At 66.0% G+C, this 21,861-nt stretch carries 23 protein-coding genes and 1 pseudogene; 14 read left to right on the top strand and 10 right to left on the bottom strand.

The genetic code is table 11. The features are described 5' to 3' along the window. The first annotated feature begins 29 nt into the window (after positions 1-29). From MasN3_RS06150 to MasN3_RS06115, 8 genes and pseudogenes are all read left to right on the top strand, one after another. Entirely contained in the window at positions 30-446 is a 417-nt protein-coding gene (locus MasN3_RS06150; protein ID WP_281913047.1) for a hypothetical protein, read from the top strand. An 18-nt stretch (positions 447-464) separates the two neighbouring features. Continuing rightward, on the top strand, positions 465-2,210 hold the full coding sequence (gene ggt, locus MasN3_RS06145; protein WP_281913046.1) for a gamma-glutamyltransferase: 1,746 nt from the start codon (positions 465-467) through the stop codon (positions 2,208-2,210). Between the two features lie 112 nt (positions 2,211-2,322). Further along, positions 2,323-3,549 (top strand): GGDEF domain-containing protein, encoded by a 1,227-nt coding sequence (locus MasN3_RS06140; RefSeq protein ID WP_281913044.1) that lies wholly within the window; start codon positions 2,323-2,325, stop codon positions 3,547-3,549. A gap of 129 nt (positions 3,550-3,678) precedes the next feature. Next, positions 3,679-4,569, top strand: coding sequence for a bile acid:sodium symporter family protein (locus MasN3_RS06135; protein ID WP_281913043.1), 891 nt, complete (start codon positions 3,679-3,681; stop codon positions 4,567-4,569). A 288-nt stretch (positions 4,570-4,857) separates the two neighbouring features. Next, the gene (locus MasN3_RS06130; protein ID WP_281913041.1) at positions 4,858-6,129 is read left to right on the top strand and encodes a PAS domain S-box protein; all 1,272 of its coding nucleotides are present in this window, start codon (positions 4,858-4,860) and stop codon (positions 6,127-6,129) included. Then, a pseudogene (locus MasN3_RS06125) lies at positions 6,093-6,644 on the top strand (sensor histidine kinase); the annotation flags it as partial. The gene MasN3_RS06130 and the pseudogene MasN3_RS06125, both read left to right, overlap by 37 nt. Positions 6,645-6,849: 205 nt before the next feature. Continuing rightward, entirely contained in the window at positions 6,850-7,290 is a 441-nt protein-coding gene (locus tag MasN3_RS06120; RefSeq protein WP_281913039.1) for a hypothetical protein, read from the top strand. A gap of 3 nt (positions 7,291-7,293) precedes the next feature. Beyond that, the gene (locus MasN3_RS06115; RefSeq protein WP_281913038.1) at positions 7,294-7,509 is read left to right on the top strand and encodes a helix-turn-helix transcriptional regulator; all 216 of its coding nucleotides are present in this window, start codon (positions 7,294-7,296) and stop codon (positions 7,507-7,509) included. A 145-nt stretch (positions 7,510-7,654) separates the two neighbouring features. On the opposite strand, the gene MasN3_RS06110 is transcribed toward MasN3_RS06115, so the two are convergent. The 4 genes from MasN3_RS06110 to MasN3_RS06095 all read right to left on the bottom strand — a co-directional run bounded on the left by MasN3_RS06110 (position 7,655) and on the right by MasN3_RS06095 (position 10,739). Next, a complete protein-coding gene (locus tag MasN3_RS06110; protein WP_281913037.1) occupies positions 7,655-8,239 on the bottom strand; it encodes a TerD family protein in 585 nt (194 codons plus the stop codon). Between the two features lie 12 nt (positions 8,240-8,251). Continuing rightward, complete coding sequence (locus MasN3_RS06105) at positions 8,252-8,947, bottom strand: TIGR00266 family protein (RefSeq protein WP_281913036.1); 696 nt, start codon at positions 8,945-8,947, stop codon at positions 8,252-8,254. 54 nt (positions 8,948-9,001) lie between these two features. After that, positions 9,002-9,577, bottom strand: coding sequence for a TerD family protein (locus MasN3_RS06100; protein ID WP_281913034.1), 576 nt, complete (start codon positions 9,575-9,577; stop codon positions 9,002-9,004). 115 nt (positions 9,578-9,692) lie between these two features. Continuing rightward, complete coding sequence (locus MasN3_RS06095) at positions 9,693-10,739, bottom strand: DUF475 domain-containing protein (RefSeq protein WP_281913033.1); 1,047 nt, start codon at positions 10,737-10,739, stop codon at positions 9,693-9,695. Positions 10,740-10,899: 160 nt separating this feature from the next. Between MasN3_RS06095 and MasN3_RS06090 the strand changes: the two genes are divergently transcribed. The 5 genes from MasN3_RS06090 (at position 10,900) to MasN3_RS06070 (ending at position 16,280) form a co-directional block, all read left to right on the top strand. Further along, positions 10,900-11,808 (top strand): LysR family transcriptional regulator, encoded by a 909-nt coding sequence (locus MasN3_RS06090; RefSeq protein ID WP_281913031.1) that lies wholly within the window; start codon positions 10,900-10,902, stop codon positions 11,806-11,808. 47 nt (positions 11,809-11,855) lie between these two features. Next, a complete protein-coding gene (locus MasN3_RS06085) occupies positions 11,856-13,202 on the top strand; it encodes a hemolysin family protein (RefSeq protein ID WP_281913029.1) in 1,347 nt (448 codons plus the stop codon). Between the two features lie 190 nt (positions 13,203-13,392). Further along, complete coding sequence (locus MasN3_RS06080) at positions 13,393-14,973, top strand: hybrid sensor histidine kinase/response regulator (RefSeq protein WP_281913027.1); 1,581 nt, start codon at positions 13,393-13,395, stop codon at positions 14,971-14,973. 44 nt (positions 14,974-15,017) lie between these two features. Then, positions 15,018-15,440, top strand: a complete 423-nt coding sequence (locus MasN3_RS06075; RefSeq protein WP_281913025.1) for an HIT family protein — start codon at positions 15,018-15,020, stop codon at positions 15,438-15,440. Positions 15,441-15,524: 84 nt separating this feature from the next. Beyond that, the gene (locus MasN3_RS06070) at positions 15,525-16,280 is read left to right on the top strand and encodes a TerC family protein (protein ID WP_281913024.1); all 756 of its coding nucleotides are present in this window, start codon (positions 15,525-15,527) and stop codon (positions 16,278-16,280) included. Between the two features lie 73 nt (positions 16,281-16,353). Here MasN3_RS06070 and MasN3_RS06065 read toward each other — a convergent pair whose 3' ends face one another. The 6 genes from MasN3_RS06065 to MasN3_RS06040 all read right to left on the bottom strand — a co-directional run bounded on the left by MasN3_RS06065 (position 16,354) and on the right by MasN3_RS06040 (position 21,625). Next, positions 16,354-17,433, bottom strand: coding sequence for an AI-2E family transporter (locus MasN3_RS06065; RefSeq protein WP_281913023.1), 1,080 nt, complete (start codon positions 17,431-17,433; stop codon positions 16,354-16,356). 73 nt (positions 17,434-17,506) lie between these two features. Continuing rightward, positions 17,507-18,097, bottom strand: a complete 591-nt coding sequence (locus MasN3_RS06060) for an SCO family protein (RefSeq protein WP_281913022.1) — start codon at positions 18,095-18,097, stop codon at positions 17,507-17,509. A gap of 2 nt (positions 18,098-18,099) precedes the next feature. Next, a complete protein-coding gene (gene cyoE, locus MasN3_RS06055; RefSeq protein ID WP_281914441.1) occupies positions 18,100-18,993 on the bottom strand; it encodes a heme o synthase in 894 nt (297 codons plus the stop codon). A 92-nt stretch (positions 18,994-19,085) separates the two neighbouring features. Further along, positions 19,086-20,198: a COX15/CtaA family protein gene (locus MasN3_RS06050; RefSeq protein ID WP_281913021.1), complete on the bottom strand. Its 1,113-nt coding sequence runs from the start codon at positions 20,196-20,198 to the stop codon at positions 19,086-19,088. Positions 20,199-20,253: 55 nt separating this feature from the next. Then, positions 20,254-20,865 (bottom strand): SCO family protein, encoded by a 612-nt coding sequence (locus MasN3_RS06045; protein ID WP_281913019.1) that lies wholly within the window; start codon positions 20,863-20,865, stop codon positions 20,254-20,256. Next, a complete protein-coding gene (locus MasN3_RS06040; RefSeq protein WP_281913017.1) occupies positions 20,852-21,625 on the bottom strand; it encodes an SURF1 family protein in 774 nt (257 codons plus the stop codon). Before MasN3_RS06040 ends, MasN3_RS06045 begins: the two co-directional genes overlap by 14 nt. A gap of 33 nt (positions 21,626-21,658) precedes the next feature. Between MasN3_RS06040 and MasN3_RS06035 the strand changes: the two genes are divergently transcribed. Further along, entirely contained in the window at positions 21,659-21,859 is a 201-nt protein-coding gene (locus tag MasN3_RS06035; RefSeq protein WP_281913015.1) for a twin transmembrane helix small protein, read from the top strand. The last annotated feature ends 2 nt before the right edge of the window (positions 21,860-21,861 follow it).

Below are 21,861 nucleotides of genomic sequence, written 5' to 3'. Positions count from 1 at the left end.
TTCCAAAAAAACAACCCGGTGGACATCGCATGCATCCCCTGCTCCGTGTTTCCTCCTTCGGCTGCGCCGCCCTTGCACTTGCCGGTGCCCTGGCCGGCTGCGCCAGCTCCCACGACCGCCTGCCCGAAGCGCGCTATACCCTGACCGAGCGCCAGGTGCTGCCGCTCGGCGAACGCCTCAGCATCACCTACGAAGGCGCCGAAGACAGCCGCTGTCCCGACAACGCGCGCTGCATCTGGCCGGGCCAGCTGGCCTACCGCTTCACGATGCGCATCGGCAACGTGGCCCAGGGCTTCTACCTGGTGCCGGGCCGGCCGGGCTACATGTCGCCAGCGCTGCGCGGCTCGCTCATCCAGCTCGACCACCTGACGCCGCAGCCGCCGCGCGGCATCGCGGGCACCGCACCAAGCTCGTATCCGGTGACCTTCAACCTGTACGCCTACTAGGCGCCCGAAGGAACTCCCATGAAGGCGACCCTGCTCGCTTGCGGGCTGACTTTATCCATCGTCCTGCACCCGGCCGCGACGCAAGCGAAGACGCCGGTGGCCACCGGCACTGGCGGCGCGGTCGCCACCATCAGCGAGCAGGCCTCGCAGTCGGCGCTGGCGATCCTGAACGGGGGCGGCAATGCCGTCGACGCGGCGGTCGCGGCGGCGGCCACGCTGGGCGTCACCGATCCGTTCAGCTGCGGCATCGGCGGGGGCGGCTTCATGCTGATCTACCTGGCCAAGGACAAGCGTGTGATCACCATCGACCACCGCGAGACCGCCCCGGCCAGCTTCACGCCCCAGGCTTTCCTCGAGAACGGCAAGCCGATCGATTTTGAAACGGCAGTCGCCAGCGGCGCCTCGGTGGGCGTGCCCGGCACCGTGCGCGGCTGGCACGAGGCGCTCGAGCGCTACGGCACCATGCGCTTCAGCCAGGTGCTGGCGCCGGCCATCGAGGTCGCCGACAAGGGCTTTCGCGTCAGTGAAATATTCAGTCATTTAACAGCCCAAAATGAAAGAAAATTTCAGCTATATGCGCCGACCAGCGCGCTCTACCTGCGGGGCGGCAAGGCGGTGCAGCCGGGCACGCTGATCCGCAATCCGGGCATGGCCAAGGCCTACCGCGAGATCGCCGCAGGCGGCGTCAAGGCCTTCTACGAAGGGCCGCTCGCGCGCGCCATCGTCGATGCCGTCAACATGCCGCCGCTGGCCCCGGGCCGGCGCGCGCGCCCGGGCAAGATGACGATGGCCGACCTGGCCAACTACGAGGCGCGCATCCGCCAGCCGCTGCGCAGCACCTACCGCGGCTACGAGATCTACGGCATGCCGCTGCCCAGCAGCGGCGGCGCCACGGTGGCCGAAGCGCTGAACATCCTGGAAGGCTACGACCTGAAGAAACTGCCGCGCGCCCAGGCCGAGCACCTGTACATCGAGGCCAGCCGCCTGGCCTTCGCCGACCGCAACGCCTACCTGGCCGATCCCGAATACATCGACGCACCCGTGGCCGGTATCCTGTCCAAGGACTACGCGGCCCAGCGGCGCAGGCTGATCGGGGCGCAGGCGGCGCGCAAGGTGGCCGTGGGCGACCCCTACGGCTACCAGCGCGACCTCAGCGTGCCGCTGCGCCCACAGTCTGCCAAGCTGCAGCTGGAGAACGCCCACACCACCCACCTGACGGTGTCGGACAAGGACGGCAACGTGGTGTCGTATACCTTCACCATCGAATCCTGGGGCGGCAGCGGCATCGTCGTGCCGGGCTACGGCTTCCTGCTGAATAACGAGCTGACCGACTTCGACTTCAACGGCCCGCACCCGAACGTGCCCGAAGCCGGCAAGCGTCCGCGCTCGAGCATGGCACCGACCATCGCCCTCAAGGACGGCAAGCCGGCCTTCACCATCGGCAGTCCGGGCGGCTCGACCATCATCACGACGGTGCTGCAGACCATCGTCAACTACATCGACCTCGGCATGCCGATGGACCAGGCCCTGAACGCCCCGCGCATCTCGGAGCGCAACGGCGAGGCCACCTCGATCGAGCCGGGTTTTGCCGGCAGCGAGCAGGCGCGCGCGCTCGAGCGCCTCGGCCACCGCTGGGAAGCCGAGCCGGAAGAAATCGGCGCGGCGAATGCCCTGGTGTTCAATCCGGACGGCACCATCACCGCGGTCAGCGAAAGCAGGCGCCACGGCATCGGCACGGCGCTGGTGCAAGGCCGCGGGCATTGAGCGTTGGACGTTTGTTACATGTTCATAATCTTTGCTTGCAAAATAGGCAATTTCATGTAGGAATGATCTTACATTGGGATAACATAGGGACATCAGCATTGTTCTTACTCCTATGTCCACCTCCTACGTCGTGCCCGCCCCGCGGATCCGCCGGAGTGCGCTTACCCTGGTCCTCGCGCTCGTGCTCATCACGGCGATGAGCATCGTTTTCGTGCGCGAGGTCGTCGCCCTGCGTTATGCGATGGGCCAGCTCAGGCAGAACGACGTGGCGCGCATCCAGGTCCGCAACGTCCTGATCAACCTGCTCAATATCGAAACCGGGCAGCGCGGCTTCCTGCTCACCGGCGACCCCGCCTACCTCGAGCCCTACCAGCTCGGGCGCGGCAGCGTGCGCGACAACCTGGAACAGGCGGAGCAGTCCGGCTACCACGACGCGCAGTTCCTCGCCAACGTGCGCAAGCTGGCGCTGGTCACGGAGAGCAAGCTCGACGAGATCGAGCGCACCGTGCAGCTCAAGAAGCGCGGCGACGATGCCGCGGCCCAGGCCATCGTGCGCGAGGGCTTCGGCCGCGCCAAGATGCGCGAAGCGCGCCGGCTGATCCAGGACGAGGTGGCGCGGCTGCGCACCGTCCGCGAGGCGCTCATGGATGACTTCAACGCCCGCCTGCTGCGCGCCGCGCTGCTCCTGGTGCTGATGCTGTCGACCGTGGTCGCCATGGCCGTGCATGCCTGGCGCTCGCTGTCGGCGGCGGCGCGCCGCAACAACGAGCTGGCCAAGCGCCTGGCCATGGAAGCCTCGCACGACGTCCTCACCGGCCTGCCCAACCGGCGCTACTTCGAGCGCTGGGCGCGCCGCCTGATGGCCCGGAGCCAGCGTAGCGGCAAGCCCTTCACCCTGCTGGCCATCGACCTGGACCGCTTCAAGGACGTCAACGACACCCACGGCCATGCGGCCGGCGACGAGGTGCTGAAGGAAGTCGCGCGGCGCTTCCAGTCGGCGCTGCGCAGCGGCGAGTTCCTGGCGCGCGTGGGCGGTGACGAATTCCTGGTGCTGATCGACGGCGAGTTCTCGCGCAACGAAGTCACCAGTCTCGGCCGGCGCCTGATCGACTGCCTGTACCCGTCATTGCGTGCGGGCCTGGCGGACAACGCGGTCGGAGCCAGCATCGGCGCCGCCGCCTTCCCGCTGAACGGCGCCGACCTGGAAAGCGTGATGCAGGCCGCCGACGACGCGCTGTATGCCTCCAAGCACGGCGGCCGCGGCATGCTGTCGTTCGCGCGCGCCGAACCGGCTGTTGTCACGCCGGGCGCCGCCTCCACGACCGGGGCTGTGTTCTAGCGCAGCGCGGCGCCGTCGCCATCCCTTGCCGCCGCATTTATTTTGTCTGTACAGCCTGGCCAGGCACTACACTGTCGAGACGGCCGCCGCGCCCGCGCGACCGCATAACGATAACGACGGAGACAACGCATGAGCAACTTCATCACCCTGTTGCCCATCCTCCTGATCGGCGCGCTGGCGCTGATCATGTTCGGGCTGGGCCTGTCCCTCACCCTGGCCGATTTCCGCCGCCTCATCAAGCACCCGAAAGCCGTGGTGCTGGCCCTGGTCCTGCAAGCCATGGTGCTGCCGGCGATCTGCTACGGCCTGGTCAATGGCCTCGGCGTGGCGCCCGTGTACGCGGTCGGCCTGATGCTGCTGGCAGCCTCCCCGGGCGGGGTCTCGGCCAACCTGTTCAGCCACCTGTTCGGCGGCAACGTGGCGATGAACATCTCGCTCACCGCGATCAACACCGTGCTCTCGATCGTCAGCCTGCCCCTGATCGCCAACTTCGCCATCGCGAGCTTCGCGAACAGCGGGCAAGTGGTGCCGATGCAGACCGCCAAGGTGATCGAGGTGATCGTCATCGTCTTGATCCCGGTGGCGATCGGCATGTTCGTGAAGCGCCGCGCCCCCGCCTTCGGCGCGCGCATGGACAAGCCGATGAAGCGCTTCTCGATGGCCGTGCTGGCCCTGCTCGCCATCATCGCCATCGCCAAGGAGTGGAGCGCCATCACCAGCTCGTTCGCCTCGATCGGCCTGGCCGTCATCCTGCTCAACATCCTGAGCCTGGGCCTGGGCTACTACGTGCCGCGCATGCTGGGCCTGGACAAGCCGAACGCGATCGCGATCGGCTACGAGATCGGCATCCACAATTCGACCCTGGCGATCTTTGTCGCGGTGTCGGTGCTGGGCGACTTCCAGCTGATGCTGCCGGCGGCGATCTACTCGGTCAGCATGTACGTGTTCGCCACCGCCTTCGGTTTCCTGATCCTGGGCCGCAAGCAAGCGGCCGGCGCGGCGGCGCCGGCGTCCAACTGAGGCTTGTTCAATCCATGCGCCCTGCCGGGAAGGCGCAGGGCGCATGGCGCATCCTGTGCAGTCCGCGCGTCACGACGAGCAGCGTGGCCGCCACGGCCTCCTCCTGCGGGTGTGATCGCTCAGCGGTACGGCCACAAGTCCAAGCAAACTCTCTTTACCTCGCCAGCCCGGCTACGTACGTGCACGCACTACGTATGTTCCCACCTCAAACAAATTTATGACATGATGCGCACGCCGGAGCCGCACGGGCCGCCGCTGCCGTGCAACGATAGAGAACAACAAGGAACCATGTCCCCCACTGCAGCAACAGGCGCCGGCGCCACCTCCCACGCCTACCCCGAAGTGCGCTTCCGGGAACTGTTCGAGCAGGCCCCCGTCAGCCTGCAGATCCTCGACCCGCAGGGCTACACGATGCGGGTGAGCCGGGCCTGGGAAGCGCTCTGGCAGATCCACGAAGGCAGCGCGCTGAAGCGCCACGTGATGAGCCGCGACTACAACCTGCTGCTTGATCCCCAGCTGGTCGCCACCGGCGTCGCCGCCTGCCTGGCGCGCGCGATGGCCGGCGAGTCGGTCGAGATCCCTGCGATCCATTACGACACCGCCGCGCTCGGGACGTCCGGGCGGGCGCGCTGGGTCACCGCGCGCGCCCATCCCATCAAGGACCCGCAGGGCAAGGTGGTCGGAGTCATGCTGATGCACGAGGACATCACCGAACGGGTCCTGGCCGAGAAGGCACTGCGCGAACGCGAGGAACGCTTCCGGACCCTGGCGATGGCGACGTCGCAGATCGTCTGGAGCAGCAGCGCGAATGGAGAGATCCTCGAGGATTCGCCGTCGTGGCGCGCCTTCACCGGCCAGCGCTACGAGGAATGGCGTGGCGACGGCTGGCTCGACGCGGTCCACCCCGACGATCGCGCGCGTACGTGCCAGACCTGGGACGCCTGCATCGCCGGCCGCGCCGTCTACGAAACCGAATACCGCCTGCGCCGCGCCGACGGCAGCTACCGCTGGACGGCGGTCAAGGGCATCCCTTTGCTCGCGCCTGACGGCAGCGTGCGCGAATGGGTCGGCGCCAACCGCGATATCCACGACAGCGTGACCCAGCAGGAAGGGCTGCTGCAGCGGCTGGACAGCGAACGGCGCCAGTCGGCCCTGCTGGCCAAGGTGGCCGGCGCCGCGCGCACCCTGCACACCGCACTGTCGAGCGAGGACATCGCCGATGCGCTGGCGCAGGAAGTGCGCGCCATCCTCGGCGCGGCCGAGGTCGAGGTCGCGCTCGACGGCGGCACCCGGGACCCATCCGCGGCCGGCGATGCGGCCTGCGACAGCCTGGCCCTGCCCCTGCTCGACCGCAGGGAAGGCGCATCGGTCGCATCCGGGTTGCCGGCAAGGCCGGCGGCTTCGACGCGCAGGACGAAGCCGTCCTCGCGCAGCTGGCCGCGCTCGCCGCCACCGGTTTCGCCAACGCGCGGCTGTATCGCAGCTTGCGCGAGCAGGACCGGCGCAAGGACGAGTTCCTCGCGATGCTGGCCCACGAGCTGCGCAATCCGCTGGCGCTGATCGCCGCGGCCGCCGAGGTGCTGCGGATCGCCGCCGATCCAGGGCGCATCCGCGCCTCGAGCGAGGTGATCGCGCGCCAGGTGCGGCACATGACGTCGCTGGTGAACGACCTGCTCGACGTGTCGCGCGTGACGCGCGGGCTGATCAAGCTGGACAAGACGCTGGTCGGCATCGGGACGGTGGTAGCCAGCGCGGTCGAGCAATCGCGCCCCCTGCTCGAAGCACGCGGGCACGCCTTGAGCCTCGCGCTGGCGCCGGAACTGGCCACGTCCCGGGTGCATGGCGACGCCACCCGCCTGGTGCAGGTGCTCGCCAACCTGCTGGGCAATGCTGCCAAGTACACCCCGGCCGGCGGCGCGATTCGTTTGGGCGCAGCGCATGACGGCATGCGCGTGCGGCTGCGCGTGGAGGACAACGGCATCGGCATCGACCCCGGGCTGCTGCCGCAGGTGTTCGACCTGTTCACCCAGGCCGAGCGCACGCCGGACCGTTCGCAGGGTGGCCTGGGCATCGGGCTGGCGCTGGTGCGCACCATGGTGGCGCTGCACGACGGCGAGGTGCAGGCGTACAGCGAAGGCCGGGCAAGGGCTGCGCATTCACGGTCTGGCTGCGGCTGGCCTGACAAAAAGCCACCCATCCAACTCTTTATGCAACTGATAGGTTTCTTTTTGTTCCGTATGTGTTACAGTGCTTCCTATCAACAACAAAGGAGACACCGTCATGCATACCGCCGCTCACGATCGCCAGGACCAGCTCCTGGCATTTTCCCGCCGCCAGGTGTGGTTCGCGCTGGGAACCGTCCTGGTGCTTGCCACCCTTGCGGTCGGCCTGCTGGCATTTCCGGGGGCGCAAGCGCCCATCCGCTTGCTCTCCCTGCTGCCGATCGTGATCGTGCTTGCCGTGGCGGCCCTGAAGTCGGGCGGCGGGCGCGGCGCGCCTTCCAGTGCCGAGGTCCAGGCGCTGGCGGACGACGAACTGCGCCAGGCAAGCCAGCACCGGGCCAGCCGCAATGGCTTCCTTGCCGTGCTGGCGGCGCAGGCCGTGCTGGCGCCTGCCCTGGCCTGGCTGTCCACGCCCTACCCGGTCGCGCTGATGGCGGTCCTGACGATCGCAACGGGTTTGTCCGTGTTCCTCGGCAGCGTGCTGTATCACGACCGCTGAGCCATGACGGAACACCTGAAAACGACGATGAAAGTGCAGCGCGCCCGGCTCGACCTGACCCAGGCCGGGCTGGCCGAGCGGGCCGGCGTCACGCGCAAATCGATCAACGCCATCGAGACCGGGGCCATGGTGCCCTCGACGATCCTGGCGCTCAAGCTGGCGCGCGCGCTCGGCGTCAGCGTCGAGGAACTGTTCTCCCTGGAAGAACCGGCGGACTGAGTCCATGGGGGTCAGGTCTGACATTCGGACACGAGCTCGAGCATGAGCGTGCCGTACTGCCCAGTCCGTGTCTAAATGTCAGACCTGACCCCGGCAAAAAAAGAGCCGGGACAAGCCCGGCTCTTCGACGCCAATCAGGGATGGATCACAGGTGCGGCGTGATCAGCGGCATCAGGTCGTCGAAGGTGCGGCCGGAGCCGTTCTCGCCGATCGCATGCATCTTCCACTCGCCGTTGTGGCGGTACAGCTTGGCCATGATCTGGGCCGTGTGCGAGCCCTGCACCGACAGGTCGAAGCGCGCCACTTCCTGGTTGTTGCCGGCATTGACGATGCGGCAGTAGGCGTTTTCCACGGTCGAGAAGTTCTGGCCGGTGAAGCTGTTCACGGTGAACACCAGCGACTTCACGTTGCCCGGAACGCGCGACAGGTCGACCTGGATCTGTTCGTCGTCGCCGTCGCCGGCGCCGGTGCGGTTGTCACCGGTGTGGGTGATGCTGCCGTCCTTGCTCTTGAGCTGGCGGAACCAGACCACGTCGACCGGACGGTTCGATTCGTCGAACATCACGACCGATGCGTCCAGGTCGACCGGCTGGCCGGCGCCGCCGCCGAAGCCAAAGAAACCCTTCGACTTGGCCACGTCCCAGCCCAGGCCCATCGTCACGCGGCTCAGCGCTCCGCCGGCTTCCTTGTCCAGCGAGATCTTCTGGCCCTTCGTCAAATTCACTGCCATGTCATTCCTCCTTTAGCGCGCCGGCGTCTGCATCCATGCCTTGAATGCCATCCGGTTGCGCGAACATACGAAAACCTTTCCTTTGCCCGAGAAGCGCAATACCATGCCCTCGCCGCTGGTCTGGCTGTTGATCAGGTTGCCCAGGAAGCCGCCACTCTGGCCGGTCGTGATCGAGATCTCGTAGCGCAGCCCGCTGTCCCAGCACACCACGTGCGAGTTGTCGATGATCGCGTCCTTGCCCGGTTCGACCTCCAGCATCGACATCGAACCGAAGCCCGACACCACCACCTGGCCGCTGCCGGTCGTCTCGGTGACGAAGAAGCCGCCGCTCTGCGCGAACAGGGCGTTGCCGAGGCTCTGGGTGCGCACCTTCAGGTCCACGCCCGAGGTGGCGGCAACGAAGGCGCCGTCGCTGATGATGTAGTGGTTCGGACCGCAGTCGATGACCTGCATCGCGCCCGGCAGGGTCGGCGACAGCAGGCAGTCGCCATCGCCGCGGGTCGCCTCGATGTGCTGCTGGAAGAAGGACTCGCCGTTGGCGAAGGTGCGCATCAGCGCGCTGCCCAGGCCGCCCTTCATCTTGCCTTTCAGGTCGAGCGTCGACTCCATCATCACCATCGCATCCGATTCGCAATAGATGGTTTCGCCGCGCCGCATCGAGACATGCAGGAAGGGATCGACATCCCCGGTCACGGTAAATACTGGCATGTGGACTTCCTTTCTTGAGCGGCCCGCACCTGGCGCGGGCCGCGAGCATGGTGATTAAACGTTGACGCCGTAGTTCTTGGCGAGAGGCCCGAGGCCGCCCGCGAAGCCCTGGCCGATCGCGCGGAACTTCCAGTCGGCGCCGTTACGATACACCTCGCCGAAGATCATCGCCGCTTCGGTGGAGCTGTCTTCCGACAGGTCGTAGCGCGCGATCTCGGTATTGCTGGCCGCGTTGACGCAGCGGATGAAGGCCTTGCCGACCATGCCGAAGTTCTGGCGGCGGCTTTCCGCGTCGTGGATGGTCACGGCCAGCACGATCTTGTCGACGTCGGCCGGCACCTTGGACAGGTCGATCGACACGGATTCGTCGTCGCCCTCGCCTTCGCCGGTGAGGTTGTCGCCCGAGTGGACCACCGAGCCGTCCACGGACTTCAGGTTGTTGTAGAAGATGAAGTCGCTATCAGCACGCACCTTGCCCTGCGAATTCAGCAGGAACACCGCGCCGTCGAGGTCGAAACCGGCGCCGTCGGTGGCGCGGGTATCCCAACCGAGGCCGACCTTCAGGTTGGTCAGGCCGGGAGCTTCTTTCGACAGATTGACGTTGCCGCCTTTTTGCAGACTGATTGCCATGATTGTGACTCTCCTTAAAATGACTGCTTGAACACCGGGGGTATGAGCACAGCGAGCTGGTGTTCTGCCACTCGCCGTGCGGTTCTGTCCGGGCAGGCCGGGCCTGCCCGTTTGTTCATGCTTCGACTGCCGCGTGCTTCTTCTTGTGCTGGATCGAGCTCCACAGCGAGGCCAGGATGAAGGCCACGCCCACGCCGCCGGTGATCAGCTCGGGCACGTGCATGTGCATGCTGACCAGCATGATCACGGCCAGGATACCGATCGCGTAGTGCGCGCCGTGCTCCAGGTAGACGAATTCGTCCAGCGTGCCCTGGCGCACCAGGTAGACCGTCATGGAACGCACGAACATCGCGCCAATCGCCAGGCCCAGCATGATGATCACGACGTCGGTGGTGATCGCAAAGGCGCCGATCACGCCGTCGAAGCTGAACGATGCGTCGAGCACTTCGAGGTACAGGAAGCCGCCGATACCGCCGCGCTTGACCATGTCGCCGACGTTGCTGTTCTCATCCGACTCGCTCTTCTCGAGCAGGCTCGAGATCATGTCGACGCCGATGTACACCAGGATGCCCCACAGGCCGGCAACCAGCACCACCATCCGCTGCGCGTCCGGCACGTAGCCGGTTGCGAACATCAGCGCGCCGAGGCAGACCAGCACCGAGATCGAGGACACCTTGCCGAGCGAACCGAGCTTGCGCTCGATGTTGCCGAGCCAGTGCACTTCCTTCTCGTCGTCCAGCAGGAAGTTCAGGAACACCAGCAGCAGGAACATGCCGCCGAAGGCCGCCACTTCCGCATGGTGGTTGGTCAGGTGCGAGGAAAATTCCTTCGGATTCGTCAGCGCCAGGTTCCACACGTCCATCATGCCGAGGTCGGCCGCCACCGCGACGATCACCAGCGGGAACACCAGGCGCATGCCGAACACGGCAATGATCATGCCCAGGCCCAGGAACAGCTTGAGCCAGAATTCGTCCCAGCCTTTCAGCACCGAGGCGTTCACCACCGCGTTGTCGAAAGACAGTGAGACTTCCATGACGGACAGGATGGCCGTCACGCCGAGCGCCGTTATCATGCCGGCGACGCCGCCATGGTCGTAACCCCACCAGCCTGCCAATACCATACAGACGGCAGTCACGATGAATGACCACGTAAAGTGCTTCATGTTGTCGTTTCCCCTTGTTGTTGAGTTAAGTTTTTTGAATATGCGATGAGTTGTTGTGTCAGTATCATTTTTTCGTCCAGAAGACCCACGCAGTATGAAGCCTGGGCGAATATCGAAAAAGCGAAGATAATCGAAGAATTACTTCCGAAAAACCGAATAAATGAACCATAGTCCCCCGAACTTCCGTCACCTGTACTACTTCTGGGTCGTCGCCAAGGAAGGCAGCATCACGCGCGCCGCCGAGCGCCTGGGCCTGGCGATCCAGACCGTCAGCACCCAGCTGGCGCAGCTCGAAATGTCCCTCGGCAAGTCCTTGTTCACCCAGCAAGGTCGGAGACTGACTTTAACCGAGGCCGGGCGCCTGGCCTTGTCCTACGCCGACCAGATCTTCCTTCTGGGAGAGCAGATGCAGGAAGCGCTGGCCGAATCCGACAGCGCACGCACCCGCCTGACGGTGGGGATTTCCGATTCGCTGCCCAAGCTGACCGCCTACCGCTTCCTGGAGATCGCCACCCAATTGCCGCGTCCGGTGCGCATGGTCTGCTACGAAGGCGAATTCGACGAGCTGCTGGCCGACCTGGCCCTGCACAAGCTCGACGTGGTGCTGACCGACCGCGCGGTGCGCTCGGGCACGACGCTGCGCGTGTTCAGCCACCTGCTGAGCGACAGCGAGACCATCGTGGTCGGCGCGCCCGGCCTGGTGAAGGAATGGGGCGCGGATTTTCCGCGCTCGCTGAACGGCGCGCCCTTTCTGCTACCGACCCGCAATAATGCCTTGCGCGGCAAGATCGACGAATGGTTCGAGCTGCAGGGCGTGCGTCCCGACGTGGTCGGCGAGTTCATGGACAACGCCCTGCTCAACACCTTCGGCCGGCGCGGACTGGGCCTGTTCTTCGCTCCGGCCGCGCTGGTCCACGACCTCGAGGAGCAGTTCAATGCGCTGCTGGTCGGGCGGGTCCCGCAGGTGCGCGAGCACTTCTATGCGATCTCGAACGAGCGCAAGATCAAGCATCCGGCCGTCGAAGCGATCCTCTCGGCCGTCCATCAGGGCGTCTTGGCGGGTACATAGCGGTACAATGATGTCGGCTATTGCCATTTTTTAACGAAATCTCTTCAATGGAAAACTTTCTGTTTGTCGTTCTCGCCCTGTTCCTGGTGGCGCTGAACGGCTTCTACGTGGCGGCTGAATTCAGCATCGTCACGTTGCGCAAGACCCGCGTCCATGCCATCGCCAAGACCACGGGCCTGCGCGGACGCATCCTCGGCAAGGTCCATGGCCAGCTCGACGCCTACCTCTCCGCCTGCCAGCTCGGCATCACCCTGGCGTCGCTGGGCCTGGGCTGGGTCGGCGAACCGGCCTTCGCCAGCCTGCTCGAACCCGTGTTCGCTTTACTGGGCGTCACCTCGCCCGAGCTGATCCACGGCGTTTCCTTCGTGGTGGCGTTCTCGGTCATCTCCTTCCTGCACATCGTGGTCGGCGAACTGGCGCCCAAGTCGCTCGCGATCCGCCTGCCGGAAGCGGTGGCGCTATGGTGCGCCATTCCGCTGTACGCCTTCTACTGGGCGATGTATCCGGCCATCGCCCTGCTCAACGCCAGCGCCAACATGGTGCTGCGGGTAGCCGGCCTGGCCGGCAGCGGCAGCCACGAGACCCATTACTCGACCGACGAGCTGAAGATGATCCTGCGCTCCAACACCAGCGCGCCGGGCGAGAAATTCACGAACGACGAACGCAACATCCTGGCGCAGTCGCTCGACTTCACCCAGCTCGCCGTGTCCGACCTGATGCGGCCGATCAACGAGGTCAGCGCGCTGTACGCCAGCCGTTCGCTCGAGGAAAACATGGAGACGGTGCGCCGCAACCGCTTCTCGCGCTACCCTTATTTCGACGAGGAAGGCGAGGAAGTGCTGGGCGTGATCCACCTGAAGGACCTGTTCTTCGCCCAGCAGGCCGGCCGCGCCATCACCGACCTGACCCAGCACCTGCGTCCGGTCGAGACCATCTCGGCGCGCACCAAGGCGCAGGACATCTTCCGGCGCTTCAAGAGCGGCGCTCCGCACTTCGCCCTGATCGGCGAAAAGGGCAAGCGCCCGGTCGGCTTCATTACGCTCGACAACCTGCTGGGCGCCATGGTGGGCGAGATCCGCGACGAGTTCCGCATGAACGAGAACGACTGGATGTCCCAGCCCGACGGCACCTGGATCGGCAAGGCCAGCCTGCCGATCTTCTCACTCGAGCGCCTGCTCGGGATCGACATCGACAACGAGGAGATGGGCCTGGACGACGTCGAATCGGTGGGTGGCCTCTTGATGGCCAAGCTGGGCGACATCCCCAAGCAGGGCCAGCGCATCGGCTTCCCTCACTTCGACGTGGTGGTCAAGAAGATGAACGGTCCGCGCATTCTCCTGGTGAAGGTCTTCCCGAAGGGAGAGCGCGAAGACGGACACGACGAGCGCGACTGACACGTTTGCGCCTGGGGCGTCCATAAAGTTGTTGCGCTTGCAATATTCCTGACGCATACTCGTGGGCGACGGGATTCCCGGCGGTAGCAACCACGAGGAGCCATGATGTCCCTGCAAGTCTGCAACAACATCGGCGCGCCCATCACCGGCGCGCGCGCGATCGACGCCTTCCCGGCCCTGGACTGAGGCCATGCTCAGCGCCGCCACTTCCCTTGACGCGCTGTACGACGACGCTCCCTGCGGCCTGCTGTTGGCCGACGCCGACGGCCTGCTGCTGCACACCAACGCGACCGCCTGCGGATGGCTGGGCTTCACGCCGGCGGAACTGGCCGGGATCGTGCGCATCCAGGACCTGATGACCGTCGGCGCGCGCCTGTTCCACCACACCCACTGCGAGCCGGTACTGCAGGCGCGCGGTTCGGTGGCGGAACTGCAGATCGACCTGCGCCACCGCGACGGCACCCGCCTGCCGATGCTGGTCAACATCGTACGGCGGCGCGAAGCCGGCCAGAGCGGCGGTGCCGTCCGCGACCAGTGGGCCCTGTTCATGGCCAGCGAGCGCCAGTCCTACGAGCGCGAGCTGCGCAATGCGCGCCGCGCCGCCGAGGAGGCGCTGGAAGCGCGCCGCGGCGCCGAACTGCAGCTGCAGGCCGTCAACGCCGCACTGTCCGAGGCCGACCGGCGCAAGGACGAATTCCTGGCCACGCTATCGCACGAGCTGCGCAACCCGCTGGCGCCGCTGCGCAGCGCGCTCGAAGTGATGCGCCATACCACGGCGGCCGAAAGCACCGGCCAGCGCCTGCTGTCGGTGTTCGACCGCCAGCTGCACCACCTGACCCACCTGGTCGACGACCTGATGGAGGTCTCGCGCATCACCCAGGACAAGATGGAACTGCGGCGCGAGGCGGTGGACCTGCCCGTGCTCGTGCGCGCCGCCGTGTGCGACACCGCGGGGCTGATGGAACAGGCGGGACACCGGCTGGAAGTCACGCTGCCGCCGCATCCGGTCACGGTCGATGCCGATCCCACGCGCATCAACCAGGTGGTGGTCAATCTGCTCACCAACGCCGCCAAGTACACGCCCGACGGCGGACGCATCGCGCTCTCGCTCGCGGTCGACGAGGGCATGGCCCTGTTGGCTGTGCGCGACAACGGCATCGGCCTGCCGCGCCACGCGCTGGCGACCGTGTTCGACATGTTCTCGCAGCTGGAGCCAGCGCTGCAGCGATCGCGCGGCGGGCTGGGGATCGGGCTGTCGCTGGTGCGCGGCATCGTGGAACTGCATGGCGGGACGATCGGCGCCGAGAGCGAGGGCGAAGGCCGGGGCAGCTGCTTCACGGTGCGCCTGCCGCTGGCCCCGGTCGCGAGGCTGCCGGAAGCGGCGGCGGCGGCGCCCGCGCCGGTTGCGGCGCGCATCCTGGTGGTGGACGACAATGCCGACGCCGCCGAGATGCTCCTGATGGCGCTGGAAACCTTCGGCTGCGAAGTGCGCGCGGCCCACAGCGCCGGCGCGGCCCTGGCCATGGCCCAGGAATTCGCGCCGGAAGTCGCCCTGCTCGACATCGGCCTGCCGGACCTGAACGGCTACGAGCTGGCGCGGCGCCTGCGTGCGACGACCGCGGGCCGGCACATGCGCCTGATCGCCGCCACCGGCTGGGGCCAGGAAAAGGACCGCCAGCGCGCCTTCGACGCCGGCTTCGACCACCATCTGACCAAGCCGATCGACTTCGAGCGGCTGCGCAGCGTGCTGGGCTCAGGCGGCCCGTCATGAGAGAATGGCGCATCCATTGAACCCGATGCGTCGACGAGCTATCCATGGAATACGATTCCCACAACCCGTTTGCCCGCATCCTGCGCGGCGAACTGCCCTGCATCAAGGTCTACGAAGACGAGCACACGCTCGCCATCATGGACATCATGCCCCAGGCCCCGGGCCATGTGCTGGTGCTGCCGAAAGAGCCGGCCGTCGAGCTGTTCGGCCTGTCCGATGAGGCCGCTGCGGCCAGCATCCGTACTACCAAGAAGGTGGCGGCCGCGGTCAAGGCCGCAATGGGCGCGCCGGGCATCATGGTCGCCCAGTTCAACGGCAGCGCGGCGGGACAGACCGTGCCGCACGTCCACTTCCACATCGTGCCGCGCGCGCAGGCGGGGCTGCTGAAGCCGCACGCCGCGGTGCCGGCGGATACGGAACAGTTGCGCGAGATCGCCGCCCGCATCGTCGCCGCCCTGCCCGCCTGACACGGCATCCGCCGGCGCCGGGTCGGACGCGCTCTGCATAAAACCGGAGGCTGCTACCATGAGCTTTTTTACAACGGAGCGGCCATGGAACTGCTAGCGGACCCGAACGTCTGGATCGCCTTCTTCATGCTGAGTGCCCTCGAGATCGTGCTCGGGGTCGACAACATCATCTTCATTTCGATCCTGGTCGGCCGCCTGCCGCCCGAGATGCGCGACAAGGCAAGGCGCCTGGGCCTGGGCTTCGCCATGGTCTCGCGCCTGCTGCTGCTGTTCTCCCTGAGCTGGGTGATGGGCCTGACCGCGGACCTGTTCAACGTGTTCGGCCAGGGCATCAGCGGGCGCGACCTGGTGCTGCTGTTCGGCGGCCTGTTCCTGCTCTACAAGGCGTCGCACGAGATCTTCGTCGAGGTGGAAGCCAAGGACCAGGCCGGGCCGCAGGACGTGGCCGGCACCGCCGCGGCGGCCGCGGCGACCAACAAGCTGTTCTGGAACATTATCGGCCAGATCGCGGTGATCGACATCGTGTTCTCGCTCGATTCGGTCATCACCGCGGTGGGCATGGTGGACCAGATCAGCGTGATGGTGGCGGCCGTGATCTTTTCCGTGCTGGTGATGCTGGTCGCGGCCAAGCCGATCGGCGACTTCGTCGACCGCCACCCTTCCGTCAAGGTGCTGGCGCTGGCCTTCCTGGTGATGGTCGGCATGGCGCTGACCGCGGAAGCCTTCGAAGCGGAGATCCCGAAAGGCTATATCTACGCCGCGATGGCCTTCTCGCTGGCGGTGGAAGCGCTGAACATCCGGGCGCGCGCCAAGCGCAAGGCCTTGCTGCCGCGAATTTAAAGGAGTCATCGGGGTCAGGTCTGACATTAAGACACGGACTCAACATTGGTGTTGATGAGGCCGTGTCCGAATGTCAGACCTGACCCTCGCCGTTGGTGTCCTGCCGGATCACCCGGTCGGGCGTGCCGGTCCAATCGGTCATCAGGGAGTAGCCGACCGCCAGCAGGGTCGGCCCGATGAACATGCCGACGAAGCCGAAGGCGATCAAGCCGCCCAGCACGCCCAGCAGGGTGAGCAGGAAGGGCAGGCTGCTGCCGCGGCTGATCAGCATGGGGCGCACGACGTTGTCGACGCCGCTGATCAGGAAGGTCCCCCAGATCACCATGAAGATCGCCCAGCCGGTCTCGTGCTGCAGGAACAGCCAGAAGGCCGCGCCGCCCCAGATGAGGGGCGGGCCGACCGGGATCAGGGACGAGATGAAGACCATCACCGACAGCAACGGCACCGCCGGCACGCCCGCGATGGTGAAGCCGACCGCCGCCACCACCGCCTGCGCCAGCGCGGTGCCGAGCAGGCCGTACATGACGCCGCGCACCGTCTGGCTGACCGTGTTGGCGACCGATTCGGCGCCCTCGCCCATCACGCGGCGCATGGTCACTGCGATCACCTCGAGCAGGGCCTTGCCGTCGCGGTAGAAAAAAAAGCTGACGAAAGCGGCCAGGCTGAGCTGGACCACGCCGTTGCCCAGCATCAGGCCGCCGGCAATCAGGTAGCGCCGCGCCGGCTCCAGCATGCGCTGGGCCAGCGCGATCATCTGCTCGCGACTGGCGACCAGCTCGCGCAGGTAGTTGTCGACCGTTGCGCCCACCAGCGGCAGTTCGCGTATCCAGGTCGGCGGAATCAGTTCGCGGTGCTCGACCGCGGTGCGCAGTTCGCTGAAGCCCCTGGCGACGTCGTCGGCCAGGTTGTAGGCGACCATCGACAGCGGGATGATGACGAGCAGGGTGAGCGACAGCGTCATGGTCAGCGCCGCCAGGGTGCGGTGACCGCGCATGGCGACCTGCAGGCGCAGGTACAGCGGCCAGGAGGAAATCACGACGCAGGCCGCGAACAGGATCGCGGCCAGGAAAGGCTTGAGGACGTAGAGGCAGCCCAGCGTCAGCAGGACGACTATGGCGATGCGGGTGTAGTTCCTGCCTTGGCCTTGTTCCATGCCGTCCCTGTCAGATGGTGTTTACACCATCATAACAGGAGACGATTTAAGGATGACTCGGAAGCAGGGGCGCTTACAGCAGCTGGCGCAGGTCCGATGCGATCGCGCCCGGCTCGGCTTCGTGGCGCACCAGCAGGCGCACCCTGCCCTCGCGGTCGAACACGTAGCTGCCGGTCATGTGGTCCACGGTGTAGTTCTTCGGGTCGTCGCCGGACGGCGTCTTGGCGTAGAACACCTTGAATTCCTTGGCGGTGCGCGCGGTGGCCTCGGCGTCGCCGCGCAGGCCGATAAAGCTCGGGTGGAAGGCCGGCACGTAGGCATTGAGCAGTTCTTGGGTGTCGCGCTCCGGGTCGAGCGTGATGAACAGCACCTGCACGTCCTTGCTTGCCGGGCCGAGTTCCTTCATCACGGTAGCCATCTTGGCCATCGTGGTCGGGCACACGTCCGGGCACTGGGTATAACCGAAGAACACCACCACCAGCTTGCCGCGGAAGTCCTGCAGCGTGCGTGGCTTGCCGGTGTGGTCGGTGAGCGAGAAGCCCTTGGCGTAATCGAGACCGGTGATGTCGGTATTGACGAAGGCCGGGGTCTTGGTGGACAGCTTGTCGCAGCCGGCGGCCAGCACCGCCGCGGACAGCATCAGGGCGGTCAGCAGTTTTTTCATGGTCAGAACTTGAAGTAATGATCGACGAGCAGCGCGGCGAACAGCAGCGACAGGTAGACGATGGACCAGGTAAAGGCATTACGCGCAGCCATGTCGCTGTAATGCTTGTGCACACGCCACGAGTGGCGCAGGAAGATCGCGTTGAGCACGACGGCCGCGGCCAGGTAGATCAGGCCGCTCATGCCGACGGCGAAGGGCATCAGGGTGGTCGCCGCCAGCGCGATGGTGTACAGCCACACCTGCAGGCCGGTGTACGCCATGCCATGGGTAATCGGCAGCATCGGCAGGCCGGAGCGGGCGTAGTCTTCGCGGCGGTACATGGCCAGCACCCAGAAGTGCGGCGGGGTCCAGACGAAGATGATGAGCACCAGCAGCCAGGCTTCCATCGGCACTTCATTGGCAACCGCGGCCCAGCCCAGGGCTGGCGGCATGGCGCCCGACAGCCCGCCGATGACGATGTTCTGCGGCGTGGCCGGCTTGAGCAGCATGGTGTAGATGAACGCATAACCGACGAAGGTCACGAAGGTCAGCCACATGGTGAGCGGATTGACAAGGAAATACAGCACGCCCATGCCCAGGCCGCCGATGATCGTCGAAAAGATGATCGTCTGGGTGCTGGTGAGCTCGCCCATGGCGGTGGCGCGGCGGGCGGTGCGCGCCATGCGCGCGTCGATCTCCGCCTCCACCAGGCAGTTCACGGCAAAGGCCGCGCCCGCCAGCAGCCAGATGCCGGCGGTACCGGCAACCAGCACCTGCCAGCCCGGGAAACCGTCGGTGGCAAGGAACATCCCGATCACCGCGCAGAACACGGCCAGCTGCGTCACCCGTGGTTTGGTCAGGGCCCAGTACTGGGAAACGCGGTTCGGGGGTCTATGGAGGGCTGTCTGGGTCGTCATCGATGGGGGGCGTGAGGGCTCGAACCGCGGCAGGGCCGCGGTCGCGGTCGCACCGGCCAGGTCGCGGCCCTCGTCGAGGCGCATGTCCCTGCTCATCCGGCGCGGTTCACTTCAAGTTGCTGATTCACCCGATAGTTTAGCATGGTCACGAGCAGGACCAGCAGGGCCGCCCCTGCGTTATGCATTACGGCAATAGCGAGCGGGAAGTCGAAGTAGACCGTGGCCACCCCGGTCAGCAGCTGGACGACCAGCACCCCGGCCAGCCATTTGGCGTGTTTGGCCAGATAGGGGTGGCGCCATGCGCGCCAGGCCAGCAGGCCGACGACGGCGACGACCAGGATGGCAAAGTTGCGGTGCACCCAGTGAATCGCCACCAGGGCCGAGAACGGCAGGTAGTGGCCCGCCGCCGTCTTGCCCAGCTCGCGCCACAGGTGGAAGCCGTGCTCGAAGTCCATCTCCGGCACCACCCGGCCATCGCACAGCGGGAATTCATCGCAGGCCAGGGTTGCGTAGTTAGTACTCACCCACCCGCCCAGCGCGATCTGCACGGTGATCACGACCGCCGCCAGCAGCGCCAGGGTGCGGATGCCGCGCAGCGCGGCATCGTCGCCGGCGCGTGGCGGTTTGTGCATCAGGTAGTCTTCGCGCCCGCCGAGCCAGGTCAGCAGGGCCAGCAGGCCCATGCCCAGCAGCAAGTGGATGGTCACGATCACCGGCTGCAGCTTGAGGGTAACGGTCCAGGCGCCGAAGGCGCCCTGGATGCATACGAAGATGAACAGCGCCAGCGGGATGCCCGGCTTGAAGGCCTGCATCCTGGTTTTACGCCACTGCACGGTGGCGGTGATGAGCAGGGCCATGATGATGACGCCGATGCCCATCGCCAGGTAGCGGTGGATCATCTCGATCCAGGCCTTGACCACCGTGACCGGCCCGGTCGGCATGGCCGCCTCAGCGGCCGAAATCTGCTCGTGCGCCAGGAAGGGGTTGGCCATGCCGTAACAGCCCGGCCAGTCCGGGCAGCCCAGACCCGAGTCGGTCAGGCGCGTGAAGCCGCCGAAGACGATCAGGTCGAAGGTCAGGAAGACCGCCACCCAGACCAGCTTGCGGAACTTGTTGGGGCTTGATGCCATCCAGACCATCGACAGTGGCAGGATGGCCACGAGCACGCCCATCAGGGCCAGTTGGATCAGGGAAGAAGCTTGCATTATCTATCAGAGTATTGCGGGCCATGCGCATGGCCCTGTATGGGAGCCTGCCTTGTCAACCGATTGCGGAAGCCTTGAGCAGCTTGGCGATATCCTTGTGTACCTTGCCCGGATCCGGATTCATGGGGAAGCGCATCATCAGGTTGCCGAGCGGATCGATCAGGTAGATGTGGTCGGACGGCTGCGTGCCCTTGTCGGCCGGCAGCCACTTGTCGACGGTCTCTTTTGGCGCGCGCAGCAGGTGCATGCCGTCGTATTGGCGGATCGTCATCGTGTCGAGCGGCTGCGTGTCGGTGACCAGCCAGACCCGTTCGACGCGGTCCATGTTCTTGCCTTGCATCAGGCGCCACTGGCGCATCGCGAACAGCTGCTTCTGGCAGGCCTCCAGGCACTCGCCGCCGCCCACCTTCAGCATGATCCACTTGCCGGCATACTGCTCCAGCGTCTCGGGGCGGCCGTCGAGCGTGGTGCTGGCCATGGCCGGGATCGGCCGGGTGCGCGGATCGATCAGGGCGCCATAGTTGGTGCGGCCGGTCGGCTTGATGACGTAATAGGTGAGATAGGACAGGATCAGCGGCGCGGCGCAGACCATCAGCACGGCGAACAGTTTCCAGCGGCCCGAGCGTCGTGCCTTCACCGGGTCCTTGGCAGCATCAGTTGCCTGCATCACTTGTTTCTGCTTCAGGTTTTCTTGCATCAGCTTGTCTTGCTCCACGTCGGAACCCTGTTATCACAAAAAATAGGATGGCCATGGCCGCCAGCGCATACCACTGGAAGGCGTAGCCGCGGTGCTTGTCGATGCCGCTCGAGGGCGAGGGCCAGACCCGCAGCAGCATGTCATCGAGCTCGCCCGGCTGGTCCGGCCCGGTCTGCTGCACGAAGAAAGGCTGCAGCACCAGTCCGGTGGCCTTGGCCACCTGCCCTGGCTCGAGGTTCTGGACGATCGCCCCCGGCGCCAGCGGCGCGGCGTCGCCCAGGTTCATCACGTGGCCGGCCGAGGCCACCACGATGCCTTCGACCGTGACCCTGCCCGAAGGCGTGGTGAAGGCCGGCAGCTTGCCGTATTCCGCCGCGCGCGGCAACCAGCCGCGCATCACGAGCACATGTGTGTTCGATCCCGCGATTTTAAACGGCATCACGAGATAGTAGCCAGGACGGCCGGCCATCGGACGGTTGGCCAGGAACAGCGGCCAGCCGGCGACGAATTCGCCGCTGACGCTCACGTGGCGGTATTCGAGACCGGCGGCCGGCGCAAGGGCGGAACCGAGCGCCATGGGTGGCTTGGTGGCGAGGGTGGCCAGCTTTTCCTGCACGGCCAGCTTGTAGGCGGCCCTGCCCTGCTGCCAGTTACCTAGCGCAATACCTAACAGGGCAACAACCAGTGCGGCGAGGAAGGGAATGAGGCGAAAATGGAAGGGGAAGCGCATTACAATGATGCCTCAACCTTGACTGGGCCAACCATGAAACTGCTCGTTGCGATTGCCTTCATCCTAATCCTAGCCAGCCTTGCGTCGGCCCTGTTCTTCCTGATGCGCGACAAAGGCCAGAGCAACCGGACGGTGCATGCGCTGGCGCTGCGGGTCGGGCTGTCGATTACCCTGTTCCTGTGCCTGCTCGCCGCCTACAAGATGGGGTGGATTGCCCCGACCGGTATTCGCTGAAA

The organism is Massilia varians, from assembly GCF_027923905.1.
In the GTDB taxonomy this organism is placed as follows: Bacteria; Pseudomonadota; Gammaproteobacteria; order Burkholderiales; family Burkholderiaceae_D; genus Telluria; species Telluria varians_B.
The sequence above is the reverse complement of the archived record's forward strand: the minus strand, read 5'-3'. Positions and strand labels throughout refer to the sequence as shown.